General features: G+C 45.0%; 25 protein-coding genes. 17 read left to right on the top strand and 8 right to left on the bottom strand.

What is annotated here, in order from left to right; genetic code table 11:
- Nucleotides 1-67 precede the first annotated feature (67 nt).
- Complete coding sequence (locus LSG31_RS21895) at nt 68-1,057, bottom strand: DGQHR domain-containing protein (protein WP_347437152.1); 990 nt, start codon at nt 1,055-1,057, stop codon at nt 68-70.
- A 378-nt stretch (nt 1,058-1,435) separates the two neighbouring features.
- On the opposite strand from LSG31_RS21895, the gene LSG31_RS21890 reads away from it, so the two are divergent.
- From LSG31_RS21890 to LSG31_RS21870, 5 genes are all read left to right on the top strand, one after another.
- Complete coding sequence (locus tag LSG31_RS21890) at nt 1,436-2,602, top strand: pyridoxal phosphate-dependent aminotransferase (RefSeq protein WP_347437151.1); 1,167 nt, start codon at nt 1,436-1,438, stop codon at nt 2,600-2,602.
- Between the two features lie 141 nt (nt 2,603-2,743).
- Entirely contained in the window at nt 2,744-3,958 is a 1,215-nt protein-coding gene (locus LSG31_RS21885; RefSeq protein ID WP_347437150.1) for a 2,3-diketo-5-methylthiopentyl-1-phosphate enolase, read from the top strand.
- Nucleotides 3,958-4,668, top strand: coding sequence for a 2-hydroxy-3-keto-5-methylthiopentenyl-1-phosphate phosphatase (locus LSG31_RS21880; protein ID WP_347437149.1), 711 nt, complete (start codon nt 3,958-3,960; stop codon nt 4,666-4,668). Before LSG31_RS21885 ends, LSG31_RS21880 begins: the two co-directional genes overlap by 1 nt.
- A gap of 13 nt (nt 4,669-4,681) precedes the next feature.
- Entirely contained in the window at nt 4,682-5,338 is a 657-nt protein-coding gene (mtnB, locus tag LSG31_RS21875; protein ID WP_347437148.1) for a methylthioribulose 1-phosphate dehydratase, read from the top strand.
- Nucleotides 5,339-5,362: 24 nt separating this feature from the next.
- A complete protein-coding gene (locus LSG31_RS21870; protein ID WP_347437147.1) occupies nt 5,363-5,902 on the top strand; it encodes a 1,2-dihydroxy-3-keto-5-methylthiopentene dioxygenase in 540 nt (179 codons plus the stop codon).
- A gap of 31 nt (nt 5,903-5,933) precedes the next feature.
- On the opposite strand, the gene LSG31_RS21865 is transcribed toward LSG31_RS21870, so the two are convergent.
- On the bottom strand, nt 5,934-6,611 hold the full coding sequence (locus LSG31_RS21865) for a peptidase associated/transthyretin-like domain-containing protein (RefSeq protein WP_347437146.1): 678 nt from the start codon (nt 6,609-6,611) through the stop codon (nt 5,934-5,936).
- 27 nt (nt 6,612-6,638) lie between these two features.
- Entirely contained in the window at nt 6,639-7,268 is a 630-nt protein-coding gene (locus LSG31_RS21860; protein WP_347437145.1) for a SpoIID/LytB domain-containing protein, read from the bottom strand.
- Between the two features lie 121 nt (nt 7,269-7,389).
- Between LSG31_RS21860 and LSG31_RS21855 the strand changes: the two genes are divergently transcribed.
- From LSG31_RS21855 to LSG31_RS21830, 6 genes are all read left to right on the top strand, one after another.
- Nucleotides 7,390-7,884 carry a YwhD family protein gene (locus tag LSG31_RS21855; RefSeq protein ID WP_347437144.1) on the top strand — a complete coding sequence of 165 codons (495 nt, stop codon included), beginning with the start codon at nt 7,390-7,392 and terminating at the stop codon, nt 7,882-7,884.
- 185 nt (nt 7,885-8,069) lie between these two features.
- Complete coding sequence (locus LSG31_RS21850) at nt 8,070-9,527, top strand: aminotransferase class I/II-fold pyridoxal phosphate-dependent enzyme (protein ID WP_347437143.1); 1,458 nt, start codon at nt 8,070-8,072, stop codon at nt 9,525-9,527.
- A gap of 206 nt (nt 9,528-9,733) precedes the next feature.
- On the top strand, nt 9,734-10,906 hold the full coding sequence (locus LSG31_RS21845; RefSeq protein ID WP_347437142.1) for a glycosyltransferase family 4 protein: 1,173 nt from the start codon (nt 9,734-9,736) through the stop codon (nt 10,904-10,906).
- Complete coding sequence (locus tag LSG31_RS21840; protein WP_347437141.1) at nt 10,884-13,163, top strand: hypothetical protein; 2,280 nt, start codon at nt 10,884-10,886, stop codon at nt 13,161-13,163. The genes LSG31_RS21845 and LSG31_RS21840 overlap by 23 nt, the downstream gene beginning before the upstream one ends.
- A gap of 143 nt (nt 13,164-13,306) precedes the next feature.
- A complete protein-coding gene (gene bcp / locus LSG31_RS21835) occupies nt 13,307-13,789 on the top strand; it encodes a thioredoxin-dependent thiol peroxidase (RefSeq protein ID WP_347437140.1) in 483 nt (160 codons plus the stop codon).
- 85 nt (nt 13,790-13,874) lie between these two features.
- Nucleotides 13,875-14,225, top strand: a complete 351-nt coding sequence (locus LSG31_RS21830) for a HesB/IscA family protein (protein ID WP_347437139.1) — start codon at nt 13,875-13,877, stop codon at nt 14,223-14,225.
- A gap of 201 nt (nt 14,226-14,426) precedes the next feature.
- On the opposite strand, the gene LSG31_RS21825 is transcribed toward LSG31_RS21830, so the two are convergent.
- On the bottom strand, nt 14,427-14,879 hold the full coding sequence (locus LSG31_RS21825) for a hypothetical protein (protein WP_347437138.1): 453 nt from the start codon (nt 14,877-14,879) through the stop codon (nt 14,427-14,429).
- Between the two features lie 100 nt (nt 14,880-14,979).
- Between LSG31_RS21825 and LSG31_RS21820 the strand changes: the two genes are divergently transcribed.
- A complete protein-coding gene (locus LSG31_RS21820; RefSeq protein ID WP_347437137.1) occupies nt 14,980-16,242 on the top strand; it encodes an HD domain-containing protein in 1,263 nt (420 codons plus the stop codon).
- A 264-nt stretch (nt 16,243-16,506) separates the two neighbouring features.
- Nucleotides 16,507-17,757: a glycosyltransferase family 2 protein gene (locus LSG31_RS21815; RefSeq protein WP_347437136.1), complete on the top strand. Its 1,251-nt coding sequence runs from the start codon at nt 16,507-16,509 to the stop codon at nt 17,755-17,757.
- Between the two features lie 196 nt (nt 17,758-17,953).
- Here the strand turns inward: LSG31_RS21815 and LSG31_RS21810 are convergent, their stop codons facing one another.
- A complete protein-coding gene (locus tag LSG31_RS21810; RefSeq protein WP_347437135.1) occupies nt 17,954-18,265 on the bottom strand; it encodes a YunC family protein in 312 nt (103 codons plus the stop codon).
- A 177-nt stretch (nt 18,266-18,442) separates the two neighbouring features.
- On the opposite strand from LSG31_RS21810, the gene LSG31_RS21805 reads away from it, so the two are divergent.
- Both LSG31_RS21805 and LSG31_RS21800 read left to right on the top strand, forming a co-directional pair.
- Nucleotides 18,443-20,260 carry a B12-binding domain-containing radical SAM protein gene (locus LSG31_RS21805; RefSeq protein WP_347437134.1) on the top strand — a complete coding sequence of 606 codons (1,818 nt, stop codon included), beginning with the start codon at nt 18,443-18,445 and terminating at the stop codon, nt 20,258-20,260.
- Nucleotides 20,261-20,344: 84 nt separating this feature from the next.
- The gene (locus LSG31_RS21800) at nt 20,345-20,827 is read left to right on the top strand and encodes a divergent PAP2 family protein (protein ID WP_347437133.1); all 483 of its coding nucleotides are present in this window, start codon (nt 20,345-20,347) and stop codon (nt 20,825-20,827) included.
- A gap of 123 nt (nt 20,828-20,950) precedes the next feature.
- Here LSG31_RS21800 and LSG31_RS21795 read toward each other — a convergent pair whose 3' ends face one another.
- Nucleotides 20,951-21,229, bottom strand: a complete 279-nt coding sequence (locus tag LSG31_RS21795) for a hypothetical protein (protein WP_347437132.1) — start codon at nt 21,227-21,229, stop codon at nt 20,951-20,953.
- A gap of 184 nt (nt 21,230-21,413) precedes the next feature.
- On the opposite strand from LSG31_RS21795, the gene LSG31_RS21790 reads away from it, so the two are divergent.
- Together LSG31_RS21790 and LSG31_RS21785 are read left to right on the top strand one after the other, a co-directional pair.
- Nucleotides 21,414-22,343: an NAD(P)/FAD-dependent oxidoreductase gene (locus LSG31_RS21790; protein ID WP_347437131.1), complete on the top strand. Its 930-nt coding sequence runs from the start codon at nt 21,414-21,416 to the stop codon at nt 22,341-22,343.
- A complete protein-coding gene (locus LSG31_RS21785) occupies nt 22,336-22,866 on the top strand; it encodes an NUDIX domain-containing protein (protein WP_347437130.1) in 531 nt (176 codons plus the stop codon). Before LSG31_RS21790 ends, LSG31_RS21785 begins: the two co-directional genes overlap by 8 nt.
- 182 nt (nt 22,867-23,048) lie before the next feature.
- Here the strand turns inward: LSG31_RS21785 and LSG31_RS21780 are convergent, their stop codons facing one another.
- Both LSG31_RS21780 and LSG31_RS21775 read right to left on the bottom strand, forming a co-directional pair.
- The gene (locus LSG31_RS21780; protein WP_347437129.1) at nt 23,049-23,912 is read right to left on the bottom strand and encodes a 2-oxoacid:ferredoxin oxidoreductase subunit beta; all 864 of its coding nucleotides are present in this window, start codon (nt 23,910-23,912) and stop codon (nt 23,049-23,051) included.
- Nucleotides 23,913-23,914: 2 nt separating this feature from the next.
- On the bottom strand, nt 23,915-25,645 hold the full coding sequence (locus tag LSG31_RS21775) for a 2-oxoacid:acceptor oxidoreductase subunit alpha (protein ID WP_347437128.1): 1,731 nt from the start codon (nt 25,643-25,645) through the stop codon (nt 23,915-23,917).
- Between the last annotated feature and the right edge of the window lie 20 nt (nt 25,646-25,665).

Below are 25,665 nucleotides of genomic sequence, written 5' to 3'. Positions count from 1 at the left end.
TGGGCGGGTAGTAAAAAAGCAAAGCGAATCATAAACGAAAAATCGCTTTGCCTTTTTACGGAATTTCTCACATTTGTTTCGCAGTGTACGCTTTTTCCAGCAAGTCTTTTGCAATATAGTTAGACCCGGCATATCCGCTGATTGTTTGCAGGGAACCCTGCTTTGACCAGTCAAAGTCTTTCATGTTCCAAATAAGTTCATATACGGCTCCTTCGTCGAGCTTCCGAGTATCATAATTAAAACAATCATTCAGCACATCTTTTGCTACATACGAAAGAGCAAACAATCCCAAGACATGACGCAGTTTATAGTTTTTGTAGTCATTCCATTCGTTCTTCCAAACCTTGGCGATTGAGCGAAAGAAGGATTTTGCGCTAAGCAACTTTTCATCATATGTAAGGCTGGAAATTTTTCCTTTATCGAAAATAGCCACCATTGCTCTTTGCAGCGTATCAAGATTCGTTTGCATCTGTTTGGAACGAATGCCCGTCAGAGAGACATACCCGTAAAATGGAGAGTCCTGATGTGTGGCTAAATCGACAGCAAGCTGAGACATTTCATTTTTTGATGCTTCAAGATACGTGAGCAACGCTTTTTTTAATCCTTCCGCCTTACTGTTAATCGTATCGAACAATTCCATCTCTTCATTCAAATCAAGCATATGGAAGGCGACGAACGGTACATTGAGCGTGACGCTTGTTTCTTTAAAGTGGAGTTCAAGTCCGCCTAAACGATGCTGGCCATCAATCACGGAGGCGCGGCCATTTGTCACAAGTCGGCCAAAATTAGGTTTGAGTCGATCATAAGCGGTGAATTTCCAGTTTCCTTGAGCATTCAATAAGACCGGTGTAACAAAGCCAAGCGGATCCTGAAGATATCTGGCATAATCTTTGCATTTTGATTCTTTGCGAGGACGTTGATATCCGCCTTTCGGATCATCAAACCGTTTAATCACGGTCAGTTTTTCTATATCCGAACTAAAAAACTCTCCCCGATAGACAATTCGCCCCTTATCTTTGTAACACGTGACATTTTCGATCGCTAAAGTGTAAGCCATATAAAATTCCTCTCCATATTCTTTCAAGATAATTCAAACCTATTAAAATATGTTGCGATTGTCAATTGCATAGTAATACTTTCCGCAAAGGAATGCTTTCCTCCTTCCCGTGTTTTTTTGACAGTCCGGTATCATTTGGGCAGTCGAGCATCTTTTGGCAGTTAATAGAAACTATTCCCAACAGCCTTTGTTCATGCCTTCTGTCTTTCTCAGCCGCGACGCTTCCCTCCCTGCAAATTTCCCGAATTGTTTACTTTCCTTTCAACTTTTTGTAATATTAACACCGTTATAATGTTTCCCCGAGAGCGAATCGTAAGGTAAAAACAGAGATTTCAAACTATCTGCTCCGAACCAAAACTATTGATACAGGTGATACATATGCTAATACAAGCTGCTGACCGTTTACAACGCCTTCCTTTGCAGTTTTTTTCAAATTTGGTCGCGAAAGCAAACGAATATGTCCGGCAGGGATATGATGTGATCAACCTCGGTCAGGGCAATCCGGATCTCCCTACGCCGCCTCATATAGTCGAAGCGTTACGGGAAGCAGTGTTAGACCCGGCAACGCATCGCTATCCTCCATTTTCCGGAATGTACGAATTGAAAGTTGCCATGGCCGATTGGTACAAGCGATATCATCAGGTGGATTTGGATCCAGAGACGGAAGTAGCGATTTTATTTGGCGGCAAGACCGGACTTGTAGAGATCAGCCAGTGTCTCTTGAATGCCGGCGATATTTGTCTGGTGCCTGATCCGGGCTACCCGGATTATTGGTCTGGCGTCGCATTGGCGGGTGCACGCATGGTGATGATGCCCCTAAGAAGGGAACATGATTTTTTGCCTGACTATTCCGCGTTATCCCCTGAAGATGTTAGAAAAGCCAAACTGATGTTCCTGAATTATCCGAATAATCCAATCGGTGCTGTGGCTAATGAAACGTTTTTTGCGGATACGGTTCAATTTGCGCAGAAGCATGAAATTGTTGTTGCACATGATTTTGCTTATGGAGCGATCGGGTTTGACGGTGTAAGGCCGGTCAGCTTCTTGTCGACACCTGGCGCCAAAGAAGTGGGCGTGGAGTTTTATACGATGTCCAAAACTTACAATATGGCAGGGTGGAGATTGGGCTTCTGTGTGGGAAATGCAGAGGTCATTCGCTTGATCAACCTCATTCAGGATCATTATTATGTCAGTGTGTTTTCGGCGGTTCAGCGAGCGGCTGTCGTCGCTCTGACGAGTTCCCAAGAGTGTGTGGATGAATTGGTGCGTACATATGAGAATCGGAGAAATCTATGGATTCAAGGATTGCGGGAGCATGGATTCGATTGCATTGTACCCGGCGGTTCCTTTTTTACCTGGCTGCCTGTACCCAAAGGGTATTCTTCCATGGATTTTGCCAATCGGGTATTGGAAGAAGCGCATGTAGTCATCGCACCCGGCGTTGGATTTGGAGAATATGGGGAAGGATATGTACGGATTGGAATGTTGGCCGAAGAACAGCGGCTGCAAGAAGCGATGAAACGAATGGGACGGTTGAATATGTAATATACGCCTCTTATAGAAGTTGCAAGAAAAAATTGTGTGCATTTTGCAAGGAAAATTGTGTACGTTCTTAATGAAGAAACATAGGGGAATGTGTTGTCTGGATCGGTTTCAAATGGTTGTTGGCATGAGGAGGGAATGCGTATGGAAAACTATGTGCTTGCCACATATCGAATACAGAGTGAATCCTATGATTTTGCCAAAAAGGCGCAAGGCATTGCCATGGGATTGACCGTAGGAAGCTGGACGGATTTGCCGCTCGCAAAGCAGGAAATGATGCAGCAGCATCTTGGGCAGGTGGCGGATATCCGAGAACTGCCAGCGGTTTATGACAACTTATATGCAGCAGAGATTCAGATCGCCTACCCTGTTATCAATTTTTCTCCGGACATTCCGGCGATTTTGACAACGGTTTTCGGAAAATTATCGATGGACGGAAAAGTACGGCTGATTGATTTGCAAATTCCGGACACCTTTGCCAGGCAGTTTCCTGGTCCGAAATTCGGGATTCAGGGAGTGCGGGAAATCCTTGGCGTACAGGATCGCCCATTATTGATGAGCATCTTTAAATCTGGTGTGGGCATGGAGCTGAAAGAGTTGGCGGATCAATTTTACCAACAAGCGCTCGGCGGTGTAGATCTGATCAAGGACGATGAAATCTTTTTCTCCGAAACGTATGCACCCTTTGCAGAACGGGTGCGGGCATGTCGAGATAAAGGATTGGAAGCGGCAGAAACAACAGGCCAGCGTGTTTTGTATGCAGCGAATCTGTCAGGCCCTGTAACCAAGATGATCGACAAGGCAAAGTATGCCATCGAGGCGGGTGCCAATGCATTACTATTGAACGTTTTGCCATACGGTTATGATATATTGCAACGACTGGCTGAAGATCCGGACATTCCAGTGCCGTTAGTGGCACATCCGGCTTTGTCAGGTGCCCTTTATGGCTCTGCGGATTACGGAATTGCCGCACACATAATCTTGGGTACATTGATGCGCATGGCAGGCGCGGATCTCGTGCTCTACCCGTCTCCTTATGGCTCGGTAGCCATGGAGCGAGGCGAGACGCTAAAAATCGCCGGACAGTTGCGTTCCGAGCATGCGTATTTTAAGCAGGCTTTTGCCGTTCCTTCAGCGGGTATTCATCCGGGACTTGTACCGATGTTATTTGAAGATTTGGGAATGGATCTGATCGTGAATGCAGGCGGCGGTGTCCATGGACATCCAATGGGCCCTGCTGCCGGCGGACAGGCATTCCGTCAGGCGATCGCTGCTGTTCTTGCCGGACAATCCTTGGAGCGGGCGGCAGAATCGCAGGAAGAATTGCGGATCGCCCTGCAAGTATGGGGGAAAAAATAATGGGACTTCAACAATCGGCCACAAATCAACAGCAAATAAATCATCCGCAAACAAACTCCTGTATCCAGATCTTTTGCGATTTTGACGGGACGATTACGGAGCGGGACATGATTATCACGTTGATGGAAAAGTTTGCTCCTGCAGGTTGGGAGCAGCTCCGCGACGGTGTACTGAATCGGCAAATCCCCGTTCAGGAAGGCGTCGGGCAAATGTTTGCGATGATTGATACCCGGTTGCGGCAGAATATGATCGAATATGCACAAGAGATTGCAAAAATCCGGCCGGGATTTTCCGAGTTTATCGAATTCGTCAAGAAGCAGAAAATCGAATTTTATGTGACGAGCGGTGGAATGGACTTTTTTGTTTATCCGATTTTGCAGCGATGGGTGGATCCGTCGCAGATTTTTTGCAATCGTGCCGACTGGACAGGGGATATGGTTCGTGTGGAGTGGCCGTATGCCTGTGATGAACAATGCACAGGCGGCTGCGGCTGCTGCAAACCTTCTTTAATGCGGAAATTCGAACATGGCTGCAAACAAATTGTGATCGGGGACAGCGTGACAGACGCGAAAGCCTCCCGTCTCGCCGATTTTGTGTTCGCCAGAAGCAAACTGATTGATATTTGCCAACAAGATGGAATTCCGTATCAGTCCTATGAGACGTTTTTTGATATCATGGAAGGGTTGAAAACAATCACAGAATCCAGATAGGAGATTCCGATATATGTCAAAAACTTCGAGTATGTCACGAGAGTATATATGCGAGGAACTTGTCGAGATCGCCCAAAGATTTACCAGAAAGAACTGGCTGCCTGCCACAAGCGGCAATTTGTCGATTCGCTGCAGTGAGAAAGATGAACCGTTGGTATTCGGTGTGACGGCAAGCGGGAAAGACAAGGAACGATTGACGGTGCATGATATCGTATTTGTGGATGGCGCTTGCCAGCCGGTCGAAACCACCGAGTTGCGTCCGTCTGCGGAAACGATGATTCATGCGAAAATTTATGAAGCGACCGGATGTGGTTCTGTCTTACACGTACATACCGTTCCGAATAATGTTTTATCCGAGTTGTTTTTTGAGCAAGGGCATGTATTTCTGAAAGATTTGGAATTGATCAAAGGCTTGGATATCTGGGAAGAAGGAGCAGGAATTCAGGTACCGATTATCGAAAATTATGCTGATATTCCAAAATTGGCAAATGCGATACAAGAGCGTTTGGATCCACGCATTCCCGGAGTTTTGATACGCAAACACGGCATTTGCGCCTGGGGCAAAAATCCCTTTGAAGCGCGGCGGCATGTCGAAGCGTTTGAATTCATGTTTTCATATTATGTGACGTATTTGTCCTGTAAAAGTGAATTTGCAAATGCAAGTTTATAGGTGTTTTGAGAGGAGTATGAACCAATGGCAACGATTCGCATCCGCAATACCAATGAACGAATCGAAGGAAATGAACGTGTCGGTGATTTTTTAGGAAGTCTTGGGGTTTTATATGAGCATTGGGATATCGAAAAACTTCCCGATCGCCTCCGCGAAAAATGTCAATTGTCCGCAGAAGAACAGGCAGAAATCTTGTCAGTGTTCGAACCGGAGATCCAATCATTGGCAGAGCGTCGCGGCTATGTAAAATGGGATATGGTAACATTGTCGGAAGCAACACCCAACCTGGAAGAGCTTTTAAAAAAATTTGAGCAAGTGCATACACATACGGAAGATGAAGTACGGGCCATTGCAGCAGGCAATGGCATCTTCATTATCAAAGGACCGGAAGAGATCGGCTATTTTGACGTGGAGTTGACAGCAGGCGATGTCATTTCCGTACCTGAAAATACTCCCCATTTCTTTACGTTGCGGGAAGATAAACAGGTGGTAGCGATCCGTCTGTTTATCGATCCGGCCGGATGGGTGGCGCATCCTTTCGCTGATCCGGCGTTTCAAAAATAATCGGGCAGAATGGATGAATGGGACAGAGCGGCTATGGCCGCTCTGGTCCTTCACCCGGTTGTGTAGAGCTGCGGAATTTGTCGGCCAACTGGACAAGCCATAAGTGATGATATGGAGTTTCATATGCCAAAGGCTCAATCCGGCGGTCTTCCCCCGGTGCGATCTGGTACATCCACATCGTGACACGGGATTCTACGCCGTCATGGACACGGACATTAAAGTAAATCGTATCTCTGTATCCATTTTTATAGGCGATCAATGTCAATTGCCCATGGAGCTGTGCAACCATTGGACGAAATCGCTCATCGCGGATAATGGGCGCGTCGATCCAGTTGGTTTCCCCTTTTGCATCTGTTTTAAAACGCTGTTCGGTTTCTGTCAGTACAATTTCCGCGTTTGGCAATGGCTGCCGGGTTCGTCCGTCAATGACCGTTACTTTCAGTTTGGCGGTTTTTTCGAATTTGGCCGCATTCGGATTCCCTTGTTGCGCCGGTGGCGGCGTGACTTGGTTTTGGGGCGGCTGTACCTGCTTTGGCTGCTGCTGCGGTTGCACCTTCGGATTCGGAACTGCCTGGGGTGCCGTGTTGACAGTTGAAGACGCAGGGCTTACTTCAGCAAAAGACGGGTTTGCCAATGCCAGCAAGCCAAGTGTCAGACATGTGCCTGCGAAAATTCTTTTTTTGAATCGTTTTTTTATCGTGTTTCTCATGAGTTTTCCTCACCTCCGAATCGATCGTTATCTGCCTGGAATGCGGACAAGCTGCCGACCTTCATAATAAAACTGTAAAATCTGCAAATACGTTTTGCCATGCTCTGCCCAATATTGGCTTCCCCACTGGGCCATTTTTTGTGCATTGCGATACTGCCAGTTCGGATTGTCTTGATAGCCGGCCCGGTAATTCAATTCGAATATATCCCCATTTTTTTCTACGTAAGCCAATGAGTGAACGGCGGCAAATGCTGCATCGGTATCCGGCTGATGAGTGTTTTCCCTGTATACTTGAAAGTTTACGGTATTATCCACATCAAACGTATACCCGCTGATTTTGACAGGATGCAAATGGTGATACCAGGCAAACATCTTAACTGCCAGCGCCCCTGCTTTCAGGGATTCCTGCTTCCATGACGGCATCCATTCATTCGGCAATACATCGCGAATGTATTGCTCAAAGTTTACATTCATTACGTAGATGATCCGCCCGCGTGGATCCGGTGTTCCGCTGATATTATTTTCCCTTACAGCGATTCGAATTGTCGTCGGATAGGGAGTTTTTCCTATCGGGTCTCTTTGTGCTTCTGCTTTTTGCATATACGTGACCGGGAGAAGCAAAGACAAAATAAGAATCAGGGCAAACAAACGTTTCATATTGCACCTCCAAAAGCGATAACTGATAGTTACGAAATTAGATTTCCAAGGAAGTATCTGCTTCATGCATGGGACAATATGACAAAATGCAAATGAAAATGATACAATGAGAACACATAAAATGAAGAAACCGAAACGGGCAGGTGAATGTGGTATGGAAATGTTAAATCTTACCGGACGCAACAAACATGCGGCACCGGATCATTTGCCGACATTGTCTTCCTTGATCATCGATGGTGAAGAAGTGTTTATTGATAACGGTGCGATTCACGGGAAAAGCCGCGTGGAAAAGGGAATTTCTTTTTCCGGAAAGGAAGAGGACGCGCCAAACGGACGCAGGGTTTGTCTGGTTTGGATCACGCTGCGAGGTACGGGAGATGCCAAAGGATATGCGGGTCTGACCAGTTGCGAGATGCGCATTGACGATGAGACAAAGACCGGATTTAAGGATCTCGCCAAGCATGTGAATCAGATGGATGCTGCCGTGAAAGGGAAAGTGGATATACAATCGCTCACAAAAGAGGAAAAGCAGCGTTTGCTGCAATTTTTGCAAACCTTTCGCCCGCCGTTGTGGGAGCATGCCAGCCCGGAATTGAAAGAAGTACTGGGCGAGTAAAGGAAAAAAATTGCTTTCCACACATTCTCAATGGGTGTGCTTGTTTCAGATTTTGGGGTGCGCTTGCCTTCGGATTTCGGCAACGGCATGGATACTCGGCCATAGGACGTCATAGATACTCTACATAAATATACATCTTTCTGTTATAATGGTATCTTGTTATTCAAGTGAAGGAGTAATGCCGAATGCCCGATCAAACACGCACCCCATTATTTTCGGCTCTCGTGGAGCATGCCAAACGGGAACCGATTCAATTTCATATTCCCGGACATAAGAAAGGTTCGGGAATGGCTCAAGAATTTCGCGATTACATAGGACCGAACGCTTTTGCGATCGATTTGATAAATATTGCACCATTAGATGATTTGCATAGTCCCAAAGGCATTATCAAAGAAGCGCAAGATCTGGCGGCATTGGCTTTTGGAGCGGATCATACGTTTTTTTCTGTCCAAGGTACAAGCGGCGCCATTATGACAATGGTCATGTCTGTATGCGGCCCTGGCGATAAAATCATCGTCCCCCGCAATGTTCATAAATCCGTTTTAACGGCTATTATTTTGTCTGGCGCTCACCCGGTATTTATTCATCCGGAAGTCGATCCGAACATCGGCATCGCTCACGGCGTCAGTGTCGAAATGGTCAGGCAAATGCTGGAGTGGCATCCGGATGCAAAAGCCGTCTTGGTGATCAACCCTACCTATTTTGGCGTTTCTGCCGATCTGCAAGGAATTGTAGAAGTGGCGCATCGACACAAGATTCCTGTACTTGTGGATGAAGCGCATGGTGTGCACATCCATTTTCATGAGGATCTGGCTGTTTCTGCCATGCAGGCCGGAGCTGATATGGCTGCTACGAGCGTCCATAAACTTGGCGGATCGATGACGCAGAGTTCTGTTTTAAACGTTCGGGAAGGCTTTGTCAACCCGGCGCACGTGCAATCCGTATTAAGCATGCTGACAACGACGTCGACTTCCTATCTCTTGTTGGCGTCTTTGGATGTGGCGCGAAAGGCATTGGCTACCAACGGTCGAGGGATGATTGCAGAAGCGATTCGCCTCGCGAAATGGGCGCGGGAAGAGATCAACCAAATTCCCGGCCTGTATTGCTTTGGCGAGGAGATTCTGCATTCTTCCGCCACTTTTGCACTTGATCCCACCAAATTGACGATCACTGTGAAAGACTTGGGAGTTACCGGTTATGAGGTAGAAAAGCTGCTGCGGGAACAATATAATATCGAAGTCGAGATGAGCGATTTATATAATATATTGTGCATTGTCTCTGTCGGCGATACGGAAGATACGGTACAAGCGCTGCTGCACGGGTTGCAACAGTTGGCGCAAACGTTCCGCGATCATACAGGCACGCATCATGTGGATGTCAAAATTCCGACCATGCCCCTTTTGGCTATGCTGCCGCGGGAAGCGTTCTATTCGGTAACGGAAGTCGTGCGCCTGGAACAGGCGGTCGGCCGCACGATTGCCGAATTCATACACGTGTATCCGCCGGGAATTCCTGTTTTGCAGCCGGGCGAAATTGTCACACAAGACGCTGTCGATTATATACGGGAACATCTGGATGCCGGGTTGCCGGTTCAAGGACCGGATGATCCGGACATTGAATTTGTAAAAGTGGTTGTCAAATAACAACGCCAACAACAACGTGCAGCAACTGTCTGAAACAGGCTTGACGCGCCGGGATTTCCAAAAAAGAATGCAAGCTTCAAAACCCGTTACACGATCCATGTGGTACGGGTTTATTTTGTTGTGTCCTGTTTTACAGGAATGGATTTTTGTGTAAGGGGAACCATGGGAATGATAGAAATACATTCAATTTCTGTGGAGGAACCGGCATGAAACGAATTTTACATGTGTTACGAGCCGCCCGAGGCGGGATGGCTAACCATGTTCAAATGTTGGTGACAGGAACCGGGACAAGCGGATTTCGACATTATCTGGCCTGTCCGGTTGCTTTCGCGCCAACATCGTTATTGGAATCAGCGGCAGATGTGTTTCAACTGTCAATTGCGGACGGACTCTCACCCTATGCCGATTTCAAAGCACAACAACAACTTGCACATCTCTTGCGCATGCAGGAATTCGATGTGATCCATTTTCATGGATATAAGGCGCTGCATATTGGTTCAAAGCTGCTGAAAGATTTATTGTATCAACCGAAATCCATTTGTACGATTCATAATTTTCTCTCCAAAAAACAATTGGCTTGGTGGCGTTTGGCACATGCCTTTGGATTTCTTGATCTGAATCAAATCGGACAGTTTGTCACTGTATCAGAAGAGTTAAAAAAGCATTTTGTGGAGTCGAATGCAGCCTTTTGCCGAAATTTAACGGTACAAGTCATTCAAAACGGAATCCCGACAGATCAACTGTATGTGGATCGCCGAATTTCCCGAAGGATCTTTCAATTGCCGCAAGATGCGTTTGTCATTGGCACAATTGCCAGATTGAATTCCGACAAAGGAATCGATGTGCTCGTATCGGCTATGGCAGAAATCGAAAGGCGCATCCCTTGCGCGTACTTGGTCGTAATTGGCGATGGACCGGAAATGAAGCGTCTCCAATCACTGGCAAAGCGCTTGCAAATTTTCAATATTCGCTGGCTTGGATACCTGAAAGATGCCGATCAATTGATGAAAGGCTTTGACGTCTATGTGCAGCCTTCCAGAAGAGAGGGGTTTGGCATGACTGTACTGGAAGCGATGCGGGCAAAAGTACCGGTGATTGCAAGCAAGGTAGGAGGTCTGCAGGAAATCATTGAAAATCAGGTATCAGGAGTTTTCGTATATCCTGAGAGAGCAGATGAGATTGTGCAGCGGATATTTGATTTATATCGGGATTCCTGGTATCGAAGCGAGTTGGGACAATCCGGTCATGAACGGATGCAAGAGCATTTTAGCCAGCAAATCATGCTGGAACAATGGCTGCAAATGTATAGCAGTTATCCAAAACATCCTGCAGCACAGATGGAGTTGAGTGGTCCGGATGCGATTCCGACACATTTGTAGCATATTGTCCGTATGGCTCGTATTGTCCGGTTTTGTTGCCGGTCCGGCACAAGCACAATCGAACAAATCCAGCCGCACATCTTTGCCTTTTGTCATCGTATCATTGGATGGGCTGCGTTATGAAGATATAACAACACAAACAATGCCAAATTTACATCGCATGTTGAATTCCGCGGCTGTTGGATTCACGAATATCCATACAGGCGGCGCACAAACAGAAACCAATTGTTATGCATCCACCGGGTCCTCCACCAAAATGAATACGCCGGCATTGTCTGGGTGGACGGGTGCGCCAAACGAGTCTATCCAACTGCCTGGTGAGTGGACACCTGTATCATTTGGAGACTTGTTCTCTCGTTGGACAGGCAGTGTGTATAAGGATGGCATTGTGGTGCCCAGTATTGCAGAAATCCTAGGAATGAATAAAACAAGGCAATGGGGCTCTCATATTGGGATGTTGGGAGATGCCTTGCATCATCTGGGATATCAAACGGCCGTTATCGGAAATGCAGATTTTGGCGAGACCGCAAATCGGCCTGGCCCATTGTTTTTAATGGATTCCACAGGTCGGGTCGATGAAGGGGATGTTTCAACAGATCTCCTGGAAAAAGATGTATCACGCCCGTACGGTATAAAAATAAATGGCCATGCCTTATGGACGTCCTTTCAGACGCACGCCCAAAAGAATCATGTGATTTTGGTGCAGTGGGGGGATTTGAACCGACTGGATCATACGATGCAAACGATACGTCCGGAACAGGCGGTTGCCATGCGGAGACAGATCTTGCAGGAAGCAGATCAATGGATCGGGAGGCTTTTGGCAACGCGTCAACAGTATGGCACGATTCTGGTGACGGCACTCGCACCTTTGCATAATCCAGGCACGGGAGAAGAGCCGGGACTTGTACCCGTTATTATGAACGGGGAAGGATTTCTGCCGCAGAATGTAGTAACGTCCGCAACGACACATCGTGCCGGTCTCGTCAGCAATTTTGATCTCGCCCCATCCATTCTCGATCAGGTAAGTCAAGCCGGGCAAAATGATCCGGCAACTCTCGGTCATAAGATCAGGCAAGTGCAAGCAGATTCGATTGGAGAAAAACGGATTGCATGGTTAAAACAGTATGGGGATGATTTGACATTTATTCATAAGTTCCGTCCGCAACTCTTGTCTGTATATGTACACGTTGCTACATACACTCTGATCGTCTTATTTTTCATTTATCTGTGGAAGCGAGCGTGGATCCGGAAATTTCGCCAGCTTTTGGAATGGGTTGTCATACTGCCCCTTGTCTTGTTGGTTGCACCTGTTTTGCAGCCACATTCCAGTTCGTATTATGTCCTCGATATTTTTTGTCTGAGTTTTCTTTTTTTAGGTTTGTTCGGTTTTTTTGAAAAAGAGACAGATCGGATGATCGGGATTGGAATATTGACAGGTGGGTTTGTGGTTTTCGATATGCTGCGAAGGGCTTTTTGGATGAAGCAATCGCTGCTCGGCTATGATCTGATCACGGGTGCGAGATATTATGGGATTGGCAATGAATACATGGGAGTTTGTCTCGGAGCCGCTTTGCTTGCATTTGTTTTGCTGCGCTATCGTTTCGCGGGAACGTTGGAAAAGCAAATCCAGTCCCAAACGGCAAGGTTCCTATATGTACTGGAAATCGGCGGTGGGGGATTGATCACGTATTTATTGGCAGCACCTCAATATGGCACAAACGCTGGCGGCGCGATCGCTGCAATCGTCGGTTTTTCGACTTTATTCCTCATGTGGCGCGGCAAAACATTTTGGAAAAGTTTTCTCGTTGCAAGTCTCGGGATCACAAGCATTGGTCTGTGTATCCTATTTGCCATCCACCTTTTGGCTCCTGTAGATCAACTCACACATATCGGCCAGGCCGGGAAGCTGTTGTTGCATGGGAATTTGAAAAATTTTTTGGCGATTTTATATCGAAAGGTACTTTTGAATTTTCATTTATTGCAAGTTTCCATGTGGGGAAGTTTGCTTATGATTACAGCCGGCATTGTGGCGATTTGGCTGACCATGCAAAAGAAACGCAGTTCAAAGGTTTTATATCAAGGATTTCAGGCGATTTTCGGCTGTACGGCAGCCGCTTTTCTTTGCAATGACTCAGGGGTTCTGGCAGCAGCAACGATTCTGCTGTTCGCGGCGGCTGGAATGTTTGCAACTGAGATTGATGCAAATGAAGGAACAGAATCTCACAAGAATGAGTCAATCGAATCGACAGTGGGTTAACATTCACGCAGGTTTTGTTATACTATACAAATGGATCGTTTCGGTATTTCCTTATACATACATGCCAGGCATCGGTTCTATACGTTGCGGAGGCGCAGTATTGTGACAATCGACTTATTGGAGACTTACTGGAGGTTTCTCAAATGATGTTAGAAGCGGGACAAGCAGTGCCCAATTTTGAGCTCCCTGGAAGTAATGGTGAAAAAGTTCAATTGACTGATTTCATGGGGAAGTATGTTATACTTTACTTTTATCCAAAAGATATGACTCCTGGATGTACTACGGAGGCGTGTGATTTCCGCGATTTCCACACAGATTTCAAGGAACTAAATGCGGTAATTCTAGGAATTAGTCCAGATCCCTTGGAACGGCATAAAAAATTTATAGAAAAATACGACTTGCCGTTTTTGCTTCTTTCCGATGAGGATCATAAGGTTTCAGAATTGTATGAGGTTTGGAAGTTGAAAAAGAACTACGGAAAAGAATATATGGGCATAGAACGATCCACATTTCTTATCGATGAGGATGGAAAGCTGATTCAGCAGTGGAGAAAGGTGCGCGTAAACGGGCATGTGGAAGAGGCTTTACAATTGATAAAGGAAACAATCGGTACCGAAAGACATTGAAGTGAGTTTCCGGATTTTGTGATATGATAGAAGCAGATCGGATATTTGATACGATCATGCTACACTGGGAAGGGGCGTTTGAACCATGATCACATTAACTCCTGCTGCAAGTGAGAAAGTTAAAGAGCTTTTGGCGCAAAAAGACGAAGCGTTTGCGTTGCGAGTATTTATCAAATCCGGCGGCTGCAGCGGTTTTAGCTATGGAATGGCTCTTGATATGAAAAAAGACGAAGATATATTGGAAGAGCAGCATGGTGTAAAAGTTGTATTGGATCCGCAAAGTGCTCCTTTTTTGTCGGGTGCCGAAATAGATTTTGTCGACGATATCACAGGTACGGGTTTTAAAATCCATAATCCGAACGCTGTATCGACATGCGGTTGCGGCTCCAGTTTCCATACAAAAGATGATGCGGGACAACCGGGCGCTTGCAGCTAGTTGTTGGGTAAATGCAAAGATCCAATACGCCTGCGATTGCACAAAAGAATATACTTTTCGATTCAAATGAAAAACCTTCCGCTCCAATCCGGCACGGAAGGTTTTCTTTGATTTTCTTTGGCTTCCTTTATATCTTGAAATCGTCTGCATCCCGACCACATCGGCAGAGAAATAGAATTACTCAGAATTAAAGAAATAGAATTACTTAGAATTTTTTTTGTTTGATTCCTGAAATGTATCTATCAATTGTTTTGATATAATGGAAGAATCAGGCTGGGTTTCCAAAATCGATTTCAATTCATACGCCGCTTCCAATTCAAACATGTTCTCGACAGCCGCACGGGATTTTGCAGTGCTGATGCTGTCCAGGTCGGGATGAAATGCAATGTACGCCAACTCGATCATAGGCCGGAAATGGTCACGGACATAGTTCCGCAGTATGTTTACAGATTGCCGCTGTTGATCGAGGGAAGGGTGATGATAGTATTGAAGGGCGGACGTGTGGCCAGAATCGATTGACGGTTGTCTGGTTGGAGCTTCCTTTATCACTTGTTGTTGCTTTATCCACGTTTCCAGCAAGTTTATTATATCATCCTGCTGTGCGGCGGATAAGCGGGAAAACATTTCTTGCAAACGGTTTAATTTTTCTTGCATGTCCGAGACTCCTTTATTCATAAAATCATCAGTAAGATCTCAGTACCAGCAATATTATACGACAATCGGAAAAAAATATCAGCTTTCGGAGCGTGATTGGATGTCGGGATCATTCATGGAAGAGAAAGTGTTTAAAGACCCTGTGCATGATTATTTATATGTCAAAGATCGATTTATATGGGATTTAATCAATACGAAAGCAATGCAGCGATTGCGATTTATCAAACAACTGGGTACGTCCTATCTTACATTTCACGGTGCCGAACATAGCCGGTTTGCTCATTCTTTAGGCACCTATGACACCATGCGCCAAGTGATTTCCCACTTCAAGCGCAATCATGGCTGGAATCCGGATGAGCGTTTGGAGAAACTTGCATTATCTGCGGCGTTATTGCATGATATTGGACATGGGCCGTTTTCCCATACATTTGAACGTTGTTTCCGCTGTCACCATGAATCCTGGACAGCGCGGATTCTTTTGGAAGATGCGGAATTGCAACAGATTTTTTCACAAATGGACGATGCATTTGCCTTCGATGTGGTACGGGTGTTGCGAAAAGAGTCGGAGTATCCGATCCTGCATCAACTGATATCCAGCCAATTGGACGTGGATCGAATGGATTATCTGCTAAGGGATGCGACAGCAACGGGAGTGATATACGGGAAATTCGAACTGGAACGTTTGATTCGGGTGATGCGTCCCGCAGAGAATATGGTCGTTGTGAAAGCAAGCGGCATACATACGGTCGAGCAATATTTATTGGCTCGTTATTTTATGTACTCACAAGTGTATCAGCACAAAGTTACAATTGGTGCGGACGTATTGATCGAAAAAATTTTGCAGCGTGCGACAGATTGCTATCAAAATCAGGTGCTTTCCTACATACCGGCGGAATTGGTGTGGCTTTTTGCCGATCAAGTAGCGGAGATGCCAGTGGATGAATATATGCAGTTGGATGATGTCATGCTTCTTTCCATCGTTCGGCGTTGGGCAAAAGAAGAAGATCCGATTTTGCGCGATCTTTCCGATCGCTTGTTGACCCGCAGGTTATTCAAGTCCATTTCTTATAAAAACATTTCACATGAACAAATGTGTGAATTTATGGAATCCTTTCAAAAGTTGGGGATTGATCCGGCATCCTATCTGGAATTTCGGCAAACAACGACAGATGGATATTTATATCGGCAAGGAATTTATTGCTGCGATGAAAACAATCATTGTCAGGATATTGCCGAAATTTCTCCGGTCATTCGATCTTTGACGCCTCGCACAGAAAATCGAATGTACTATCCCAAGGATCTATTGGTGGAACGTTCGGAAGGAGAAAAGCTGCTGACGAGAATTCTTAAATTGGAGGCATAAACATGGATGTGTAATCATGCCCGCCCCTGCACCAAGTGACAAGCGTCACTGATTCATGAAAATATTAACATTTGTATTTTGCATTTCACCATGGTATAGTGTAGAAATGCTTAATTAGAGTATCCTGAGTTTTCCAGCTTTCGCAAGTGTTTAAAGAAAGCATTGACAGGCAATGTGCGAAGTTGGAAAATGAATGGTAGTGTAAATAATCGAAACCGGATCAAACTTGAATAAGTTTGCATAACAAACGGGGGATTGTATTCCATGAGTATGTTGCAAAGTATTTTCGATGGCGCTTTTCTGACGCTGCAAGGCGGTATTGCAGCGATCGGTGCATACCAGGTCGTTTTATCCGCATTTGGATTGTACCGCAAGAAAGAAGTGATTCAATACGCGCCACAAAAACGTTTTGCAGTGTTGATTGCGGCACACAATGAAGAACAAGTGGTTGGTTATTTAATTGACAATTTAAAACAGATGGATTACCCGAAAGAACTGTATGACATATATGTAATTTGTGACAATTGTTCGGATGGTACGGCCAAAGTTTCCCGTGAGCATGGAGCGATTGCGTGCGAGCGGTTTGACGAAGAGAAGAAAGGCAAAGGCTATGGCATTGAATGGATGCTGGAGCGGTTATGGGAAGGCGAAAAAGAGTATGATGCCGTGGTTATGTTCGATGCCGACAATCTGGCGGCTCCAAACTTCCTGACCGAGATGAACGAGAAGCTTTGCCAAGGAAAAAAAGTGATGCAGGGGTATCTCGATATAAAAAATCCTTACGATTCCTGGGTGAGTATTTCCATGGCAATATCCTATTGGTTTACCAATCGGATGTGGCAATTGGCAAGGTATAATATGGGCTTGTCTTGTGCGTTGGGTGGTACCGGACTGTGCATTGATATGCAATTGTTGAAAGAAATCGGCTGGGGCGCAACAAGCCTTACAGAAGATTTGGAGTTTGGCGTACGCTGTGTGCAGAGAGGAATTTATCCGACATGGGTGCACTCCGCAAAGGTGTTTGACGAAAAGCCGGTTTCCTTGCGGGCGTCCATGCGTCAACGATTGCGTTGGATGCAAGGACATTTTAGCTGTGCAAGCAAATTCATGTGGCCTTTGCTCACAAAGAGTATCAAAGAACGCAATTTGGCAAAATTGGACGCTGCGCTGTATTTGTTCCAGCCGATGCGATTTCTTCTGATATTCTTTACGTCCATATTGCTGTTATTTCAAGTGGCAATCCCGGATTTCTGGCACTTTACGCATTTATCGAAGCTTTTGCCCGCTTGGTTCTGGATTGCAGTAAATATTGGCATGTATATCCAAATTCCATATGCGTTAATGTTGGAGCGAGTCAGTTGGAAAGCATATATCGGGATATTGATTTTCCCGTTGTTTGCATTAACCTGGATACCGGTAACGGCAAAAGCGTATGTTACAAAAAACAACAGGGTTTGGAGTCATACGCTTCATACAAGAGCGATTCGTGTAGAAGATTTGCGAATTCGCAATTAATGGATGTTTAAAACCCGAATGAGAATTGGTAAAAATTGATCCACTTTTTTAAGTTGATTCGTTTATTGTAAGTTGCCAAGTTACAACTTTTGTTGCAGGAGAAGCGGACAATTTCCTTTGTCCGCTTTTTTTATACTGTTGAGATGGTCGTTTTTTGCAATGGAGTAAAAACTCACCTGATTCAAGTTTTACTTTATCAAGCATGTTCGAGCATGATTTTTATGGCATCATGGCCAGTCGTGCCTGAATGTATTCCAATCGTTTCAGCTTCTGCTGTCACAGATTCAAGAGGTGCTGACAAGAGCTGCTCGATGGTTTTTACGCCAACGGCACGACCGGCAATAATTTTGCGGTCTGCCAATTTGTCATTGAGTAGTTGTACATCCAATGCACCGCACATGATATATCCAATCTCTGTGGAGACTACAAGCAGATTTGTTTTTGGAAGTGCAACAGAAACAGCAATTGCTGTTTTATCCTCAATTTGCACCGGAAACATTTGCACCATATGGATTCCTCCTGTAATCTTAAAGTAAGGGATTTGAGAACCGTACGAATGAATCGTTCCACATAACAAACTATGTTTTTTACCTAAGATTTGTGAATTGACACAGAAGTGAGTTGTTTTTGCTTGTCAAGTGTCAGGATCGTGTAAAGCAGGAATCCATAAAACAAGGAGTTTTTTATGAAAGTCGTTCTTGCAACATTAAATGCGAAGTTTATACATGCATCATTGGCATTGCGATATCTGCGCAGTCAAGTGGAAGCGGATTTTCCGGATACATCGTTACTTGAATTCACCATTCATGATGTACCGATGAATATTGTGAGTAAGATTTATCAGGAAAAGCCGGACGTCATTGGTTTTTCCTGCTATATATGGAACATCGAACAGACCGTTCCCGTTCTTGACATGTTGCGAAAGGTATTGCCAAATGCGTTTATCGTATTGGGCGGACCCGAGGTATCATATGATACTCGATATTGGATGGAGCGGCTTCCTGTGGTCGACTGCATTGCACAAGGGGAGGGAGAAGCCACTTTTTATCAAATCTTGCAAAGCTGTTCGGAGTCAAAGCAGCAACCGCGGTTGGCGGATGTAAGAGATGTGCGGGGGATTTACTATCGATCGATGGAAGGAAGCATTCATTCCACGTTTCCGAGTGATAAAATCGCTGCGTTGGATGCCATTCCAAGTCCTTATGAAACGCATTTGGAGGAGCTTCGCAATCGTATCGTGTATTTTGAAGCCAGCCGCGGATGTCCGTTTCGCTGCCAATTTTGCCTGTCTTCGATCGAAGAAGGTGTACGCTATTTTTCTTTAGATCGCATTAAGCGAGATTTGCGGCGATTGATCGATTTTGGTGTGAAACAGATAAAATTTGTCGATCGCACATTCAACATTAATAAAGAATATGCAATGGAGATATTCAAGTTTTTAATTGGATATCATAAAAACACCACCTTTCATTTTGAAATCACTGCTGATATCATGCGGCCGGAAGTATTGGAATTTCTTGCTGCAGAAGCGCCTCCCGATTTGTTTCGTTTTGAGATTGGCGTACAGTCCACCAATGATCTTTCCAATCATGCAGTGAAGCGACATCAAAATTTTGAAAAGCTTGCCCGTACGGTTTCCATTATTCGGGATTCGAAAAAAATTGTCCAGCACCTCGATCTAATTGCCGGGCTGCCACATGAGGACTATCATTCATTTCGGAAGACATTTAATGATGTGTTTGCATTGCAGCCGGATGAATTGCAGTTAGGGTTTCTAAAAATGTTGCGCGGTACGGGAATGCGTCATCAAGCAAAACAGTATGGGTATCAGTATATGGAACACGCTCCTTATGAAATTTTGGGAAATGACGTATTATCCTATTCCGATATGATCCGACTGAAACGTTTGGAAGATATTCTTGAGAAATTCTGGAATGATCATAAAATGGACCATACTGTAACCTATTTGGTCGATCAAATCTATTCCTCTCCCTTTGATTTCTTTCAAGCATTTGGGGATTTTTGGGAGGCAAATGGCTGGCAGCGATTGGGTCATCAATATGAGGATTTATTTTCAAGGCTATTGGAATTTTTAAAACATGCCAAACAACTTGCCGATGCAGAGTCAAACCGTGCTGAAGAAAATCTTGTGAACTTGAATCTTTCCGTTGTTTCCGGCTTGATGCAATTGGACTACGTGATGCATGCCAATCATCGGCCCAGGCATATTCCTTGGGAGCCGATGACCAGTCGGCAAGAGCAATATCAAAGGGCTTCCCATGTAAGCAAGCAGCTTCAAAACATGAAAGACGAAAGGATAGGGGATCCATCCTTATATGCAACGGAACACGTATTGAAACATGCCTGGGTCGGTTTATTGCCATTTGACGTAAAACAGTGGCTTGAGCATAAACGGATCGTTCTGATATCGAATCAACAACACTTTGTTGTATTATATCCTTTTGATAAACAGGGACAGAAAATATGGACAGTCGTATTTTGACAGATCCAAATGATCCTGCATTAGAAAAACTAGCGATACATTACTACTACGATCTGATCTCTGATCATAAGAGGAGAGAGTGCCATGCGGATTCTTATCAATATTTTTACTAATTTTCCGTTGGTTGCCGCATTACTTGGTGTCTTAATTGCACAAGGGTTGAAACCTTTCATTCATAAGTTGTTGCATGGAAAATGGAATATCGCTTCTGTATTGAGTACAGGCGGAATGCCGAGCTCTCACAGCGCATCTGTCATGGCCTTAACCACTGCAGTCGGTCTTCGCCATGGATTGTCTTCTTCATTGTTTGCAATTGCAATGACACTGGGAATGATCGTCATGTATGACGCTGCGGGAATCCGCAGGCATGCAGGAGAGCAGGCGATGGCAATTAACAAATTGGAGGCCGAGTTTGAGAAGCATATCGAATCCCGCGGTCCCAGTCATCATTTTCATTGGAAAAAGAGCAAACAACTGAAGGAGATGCTGGGACATCAGCCCACGGAAGTATTGGCGGGAGCTATTTTAGGGATTTGCATTGGTGTTTTTACATGGCGTTTATGGTAAATGTAAGAATCGTTCAAAATTAAAATTTCTATCATGCGCCAGGTATAAAAAGCGGAGGATTGACGGAATGGGACAAGCCTTCCGTCAATTCCGTTGTTGAATAAAGCGTTTCCTTGCATCAAGCTAGCACTCGCTGAAATAATCAAGAGTACCTGCTTCCCGTTCGATTTTGTCGATCACGAGTTGCAATGCTTTTGGTCTGCTTTCCACAATATTGCTGCCATAAATAATAAGACGCTCTTCATGTTTTGGCACGCCGATTGCATAAAACATTCCGTCCGATTGTTCAAACAATTCAATGACAAATGAGCGTTCACGAACCGTATATTCATATGTCTCTTTTTTTAGTAAAGCCGCTTGTTCAGGTACATGTACATTTGACCAATGGGAATTGTCTGTCATCATAATCCCTCATTTCAAAAATAGTAGAAGATATAAAATGTAGTGTAACAAATTTGGGGCGAATAGAAAAGACAGAATTGAAAAGACAAATAAATAGAAATATTGGGCAGATAAATGACTGGCAATGGGTGTTTGACGAATCACAGTATGGTAGAAAACAAGCCGCCTATAAGGAGGGATTGCCATGCAACAGCATCAAGTAGTCATTATAGGGGCTGGTCCGGCGGGAATATCAGCAGCGATATGGAGTACAAGATTGGGCCTTTCAACGATCGTTCTCGAAAAAAATGACAAAATCGGCGGTCAATTGGTGAATATTAGAAATGATTTGATTGACTATCCTGGTTTTTCTGCAACCACGGGGTCAAAGCTGCAACAAGAGTTCCAAAAACACTTGCAATCCACTTTTGCAAAAGTGTATTTGCAAAGACAAGTAACCAGGATCGATGACAAGAATCAAGTTGTACATACGACAGCAGGGAGCATTGCGTATCAATACCTGATAGTAGCTACAGGGGCAAGGGAGAGGCGTTTGCAAGTTCCCGGCGCACACTTGTTGGCGAGCCAACCGATTTCTGCTACCCGTGATCGGGAATTGTTTAGCGGAAAACATGTCGTCGTTGTCGGGGGCGGAGACAGAGCATGTGAAGGGGCATGTTTGCTTGCAGACGCAGGAGCTTTTGTTACATTGATTCATCGTTCGAAACAGTTTCGTGCGCGTCATGAATTTATTCAAAAAATTACACATCATTCACATATTGCGATACGTACGCAATCAACCGTCCAGAAAATTTTTGGTACGATGAAAATTGATGGTGTGGAAGTCGGCAATCCGGACTTGTCGATACGATCGGAGGTCATTCCCGCAGATGCAGTACTTGTTCGCATTGGCACACAACCCAATTCCATTCTATTGCAAGGGATTGTAGAAATGGATCATGAGGGGTATTGTACAGTGGACTTTCATGGCCAATCAAGCATAAAAAGTATTTTCTGCATCGGTGATCTGCAAGTTCATTCCAATGACTCCAGCATTGCTGTGTCCGTTGGACAAGGAATGCTTGCAGCAAAACGAATCTCTATGTTGATTGAGGAGGAGAAGAAACGTGGTTGAGTTCCCTGGTGCAGAAGGTGGAATCGTTCGCCTTTCCTTTGACCCGGCAGATTGGGTGGAGCCGAATACAGTATTGATTGTTCCGTTTTATCACGGAAAAATCCTGTTTACGAAACATCAGCATAGAGGATGGGAACTGCCGGGAGGAACACGGGAACCGGATGAATTCCCTATACAGACGACAATCAGAGAATTATACGAGGAAACAGGAGGAGAAGCACAAGCGATCGAATGGATTGGACAATATTGCTTGCTGCACCCGAATCGGCCGGAACCCATGATTAAATCCATTTATGTTGCAGACATCCATCGCTTGCACCCGCTTCCTCAGGGGTTTGAAACAGAAGAAATTATGCTGCTTGATCAGCTTCCCAATTGGCAGAGTGTAGAGATTGATGATGCGTTTAGCTATATTTTGAAAGATGGAGTATATAGGCATATAGTAAAAAAAGTGAAAAAACACCCGTTTCATTTCATGGGAAATAAGACATTGCCACAAGGACCAACCAAGCAGGAATCATAGAGAATCATCGTCTATCTGATGGACTATCTTTGAACACGAAAAAACAGCCGATCATAAGGACGGCTGTTTTTCCGCAATGGAGTTAAAAACTCCACCTGATTCAAGTTTCCCTTTATGAGGATGTTCAAAAAAGCAGTCAAAATTCCACGGCGGATTGCTTAACCGATTTTTGAACACGCGCTTTACGCGAATTGGTTCATGACTTTTGCAAAGTATTCATCATCCAAACGCAACTCTTGACTTGTAATTGCTTCTTCTTTATATCCCGGAACGAGATCTTGGAAGACTGGACGATCTTCTTTGTAGATCAAACCTGTGCAGAGACCGTTTGTTTCGAATACTTTTTGCATTGCCAACGCTTTATTGGACGAATCGTAGTTTTCATCTTGCTCCAGGTTGACGATGTTTTCTCTGTACCAGTCGTACGTGTTGATTTTATTGTAAGTCACACAAGGACTGAATACATTGATCAAAGAAAATCCTCTGTGTTGAATGGCTTGCTCGATTAATGACGTCAATTGGTTGACATCACTGGAAAATCCTTGTGCCAAAAAGGAGATGCCGGCAGATAAAGCGACTTGCGCAGGCTTTAAGGCATTTTCAATGGTTCCTTGCGGAGTATTTTTCGCTTTGAAGCCAAATGCACTCGTCGGTGAATGTTGACCTTTTGTCAAACCGTAGATGTTGTTATCCATGACGATGTATGTCAAATCGATATTACGGCGTACCGCGTGCATAAAGTGGTTCAAACCGATGCCAAAACCGTCTCCGTCTCCACCTGAAGCGATGACTACGAGATCGCGGTTTGCCAATTTAACGCCTTGTGCGATTGGCAAAGCACGACCATGAACACCGTGCAAGCCATATGAGTTAATATATCCGGAGATCCGGCCGGAACAACCGATACCCGAGATGACTGCAACATTTTCCGGCTCCAGATCCATATTTCCGAGTGCTCTTTGAATGGATGCCTGCACTGAGAAGTCGCCGCAGCCTGGGCACCAGTTAGGGCGAACATTATTGCGGAATTCTTTAACTGTTGCCATGATTAGATCAACCCCTTAACATGGTCAAAAATTTGTACTGGCAAGAATGGATTGCCATCGTAACGCAAGTAGCTTGTCATTGCGGAATGTTCAACTCCGAAGTGCTTCATGAGATGCAGCAATTGTCCGGTTGCATTGTTTTCAACAACAACAACTTTCTTAGCTTTGCCTACATATTGATTCAAAGTTTTCGCAGGGAATGGGCTGATTACCTTAACATGAGCATGCGCCACATTCAGTCCTTCTGCCTGGAAACGCTCCAATGCTTCGTCGATCACACCCATTGTCGAACCAAGGCCGACAATCAATACATCCGGATTTTCAGAGCCGGCATATGTGACGCTGTTAGGCAATTCCATATTGTTCAGTTTTGCCAAGCGCTTATCCATCATTTTAATACGATTTTGCGCATTTTCATCCGGACGGCCTGTTTCATTGTGCTCCACACCTGTTACGTGGTGAATTCCACCTTTCATGCCAGGGAATACACGTGGAGAAATACCGTCTTCCGTAAACGCATAGCGTTTGAATAATTGACCGGCGCCTACTTCAGCCAATTGTTCTGGTGTTGCAATTTTACCGCGATCGATGGAGATTTTGTTATAATCAAGCGGCTCAACCGTTTGGTTTGCCAGTGACAATGCCAAATCTGTAATCAGAATGACTGGACACTGGTATTTATCTGCGTAGTTGAACGCATCTGCAGTTGCATAGAAACATTCTTCCGCAGTGCTTGGCGCCAATACGATTTTCGGAATTTCCCCATGTGTTCCGAATAATACCGCATACAAGTCGCTTTGCTCGTTCTTTGTCGGGAGTCCTGTACTTGGACCGCCGCGTTGTGTGTCAATGATGACGACAGGCGCTTCGATCATGCCGGCAAGACCGATTGCTTCCATCATCAAAGACAAGCCAGGGCCGGAAGTGGCTGTCAATGAACGTGCGCCTGCAAAGGAAGAACCGATCGCCATTGTCATGGCTGCGATTTCGTCTTCTGTTTGCAATACCACACCGCCCACTTTTGGGAAGTGCTTGATTAAGTATTCCATGACATCGGATGCCGGTGTGATCGGATATGCAGGCATAACCCGCGCGCCGGCAGCCAAAGCGCCCAGACCGATCGCTTCGTTGCCGCTCATGTACAATCGTTTCTTGCCGTCAGCCGGAACCAATTGAAATTCTGGCAATACACCGCCATTTTCAGTCATGTAATCAATGCCGAGCTGAATGGCTTTCATGTTTTGATCGACGACCTGTTGGCCTTTGCGCAAAAATTTATCAGAGATAATATCGGCAAATATATCAGAAGAAAGACCAAGAACACAGGCCGAAGCTCCTAACGCAACCATGTTTTTCATAATAGCAGAGCCGCATTCTTCAGCAATTTTCGTAAAAGGTACGGAAAAGAGACGATAGTTTCCTTCCGGAACTTTTGGATTAAATTTGCTGTCAGCAATTACTACTCCGCCATCCCGTAACTCATGTGCGTTAAAGTCGATGGTTTCTTGGTCAAACGCAATCAGAATATCCAATTGATCAGAATTTGCCAAACGCGATTTTGTACTTACACGGATTTTCGAGTTGGTGTGACCGCCTTTAATCCGAGATGAAAAGTGACGGTAACTATAAATGAAATATCCGCGTCGATTCAGGGCTACTGAGAATGTATCACCTGTAGAGTCGATACCTTCACCTTGTTGCCCACCAACTTTCCAAGAAAGTTGATCTAACATGCTTTGTCAACTCCTCTATG

Source organism: Fodinisporobacter ferrooxydans, assembly GCF_022818495.1.
Classification (GTDB): domain Bacteria; phylum Bacillota; class Bacilli; order Tumebacillales; family MYW30-H2; genus Fodinisporobacter; species Fodinisporobacter ferrooxydans.
This window is presented reverse-complemented; position numbering and strand designations above follow the sequence as displayed.

Bases quoted from the DNA above. Each gene is read 5' to 3' on its own strand.
- LSG31_RS21895 (WP_347437152.1), bottom strand. From the start codon at position 1,057: ATGGCTTACACTTTAGCGATCGAAAATGTCACGTGTTACAAAGATAAG.
- LSG31_RS21890 (WP_347437151.1), top strand. From the start codon at position 1,436: ATGCTAATACAAGCTGCTGACCGTTTACAACGCCTTCCTTTGCAGTTT.
- LSG31_RS21885 (WP_347437150.1), top strand. From the start codon at position 2,744: ATGGAAAACTATGTGCTTGCCACATATCGAATACAGAGTGAATCCTAT.
- LSG31_RS21880 (WP_347437149.1), top strand. From the start codon at position 3,958: ATGGGACTTCAACAATCGGCCACAAATCAACAGCAAATAAATCATCCG.
- mtnB (WP_347437148.1), top strand. From the start codon at position 4,682: ATGTCAAAAACTTCGAGTATGTCACGAGAGTATATATGCGAGGAACTT.
- LSG31_RS21870 (WP_347437147.1), top strand. From the start codon at position 5,363: ATGGCAACGATTCGCATCCGCAATACCAATGAACGAATCGAAGGAAAT.
- LSG31_RS21865 (WP_347437146.1), bottom strand. From the start codon at position 6,611: ATGAGAAACACGATAAAAAAACGATTCAAAAAAAGAATTTTCGCAGGC.
- LSG31_RS21860 (WP_347437145.1), bottom strand. From the start codon at position 7,268: ATGAAACGTTTGTTTGCCCTGATTCTTATTTTGTCTTTGCTTCTCCCG.
- LSG31_RS21855 (WP_347437144.1), top strand. From the start codon at position 7,390: ATGAAGAAACCGAAACGGGCAGGTGAATGTGGTATGGAAATGTTAAAT.
- LSG31_RS21850 (WP_347437143.1), top strand. From the start codon at position 8,070: ATGCCCGATCAAACACGCACCCCATTATTTTCGGCTCTCGTGGAGCAT.
- LSG31_RS21845 (WP_347437142.1), top strand. From the start codon at position 9,734: ATGAAACGAATTTTACATGTGTTACGAGCCGCCCGAGGCGGGATGGCT.
- LSG31_RS21840 (WP_347437141.1), top strand. From the start codon at position 10,884: ATGCGATTCCGACACATTTGTAGCATATTGTCCGTATGGCTCGTATTG.
- bcp (WP_347437140.1), top strand. From the start codon at position 13,307: ATGATGTTAGAAGCGGGACAAGCAGTGCCCAATTTTGAGCTCCCTGGA.
- LSG31_RS21830 (WP_347437139.1), top strand. From the start codon at position 13,875: ATGATCACATTAACTCCTGCTGCAAGTGAGAAAGTTAAAGAGCTTTTG.
- LSG31_RS21825 (WP_347437138.1), bottom strand. From the start codon at position 14,879: ATGCAAGAAAAATTAAACCGTTTGCAAGAAATGTTTTCCCGCTTATCC.
- LSG31_RS21820 (WP_347437137.1), top strand. From the start codon at position 14,980: ATGTCGGGATCATTCATGGAAGAGAAAGTGTTTAAAGACCCTGTGCAT.
- LSG31_RS21815 (WP_347437136.1), top strand. From the start codon at position 16,507: ATGAGTATGTTGCAAAGTATTTTCGATGGCGCTTTTCTGACGCTGCAA.
- LSG31_RS21810 (WP_347437135.1), bottom strand. From the start codon at position 18,265: ATGGTGCAAATGTTTCCGGTGCAAATTGAGGATAAAACAGCAATTGCT.
- LSG31_RS21805 (WP_347437134.1), top strand. From the start codon at position 18,443: ATGAAAGTCGTTCTTGCAACATTAAATGCGAAGTTTATACATGCATCA.
- LSG31_RS21800 (WP_347437133.1), top strand. From the start codon at position 20,345: ATGCGGATTCTTATCAATATTTTTACTAATTTTCCGTTGGTTGCCGCA.
- LSG31_RS21795 (WP_347437132.1), bottom strand. From the start codon at position 21,229: ATGACAGACAATTCCCATTGGTCAAATGTACATGTACCTGAACAAGCG.
- LSG31_RS21790 (WP_347437131.1), top strand. From the start codon at position 21,414: ATGCAACAGCATCAAGTAGTCATTATAGGGGCTGGTCCGGCGGGAATA.
- LSG31_RS21780 (WP_347437129.1), bottom strand. From the start codon at position 23,912: ATGGCAACAGTTAAAGAATTCCGCAATAATGTTCGCCCTAACTGGTGC.
- LSG31_RS21775 (WP_347437128.1), bottom strand. From the start codon at position 25,645: ATGTTAGATCAACTTTCTTGGAAAGTTGGTGGGCAACAAGGTGAAGGT.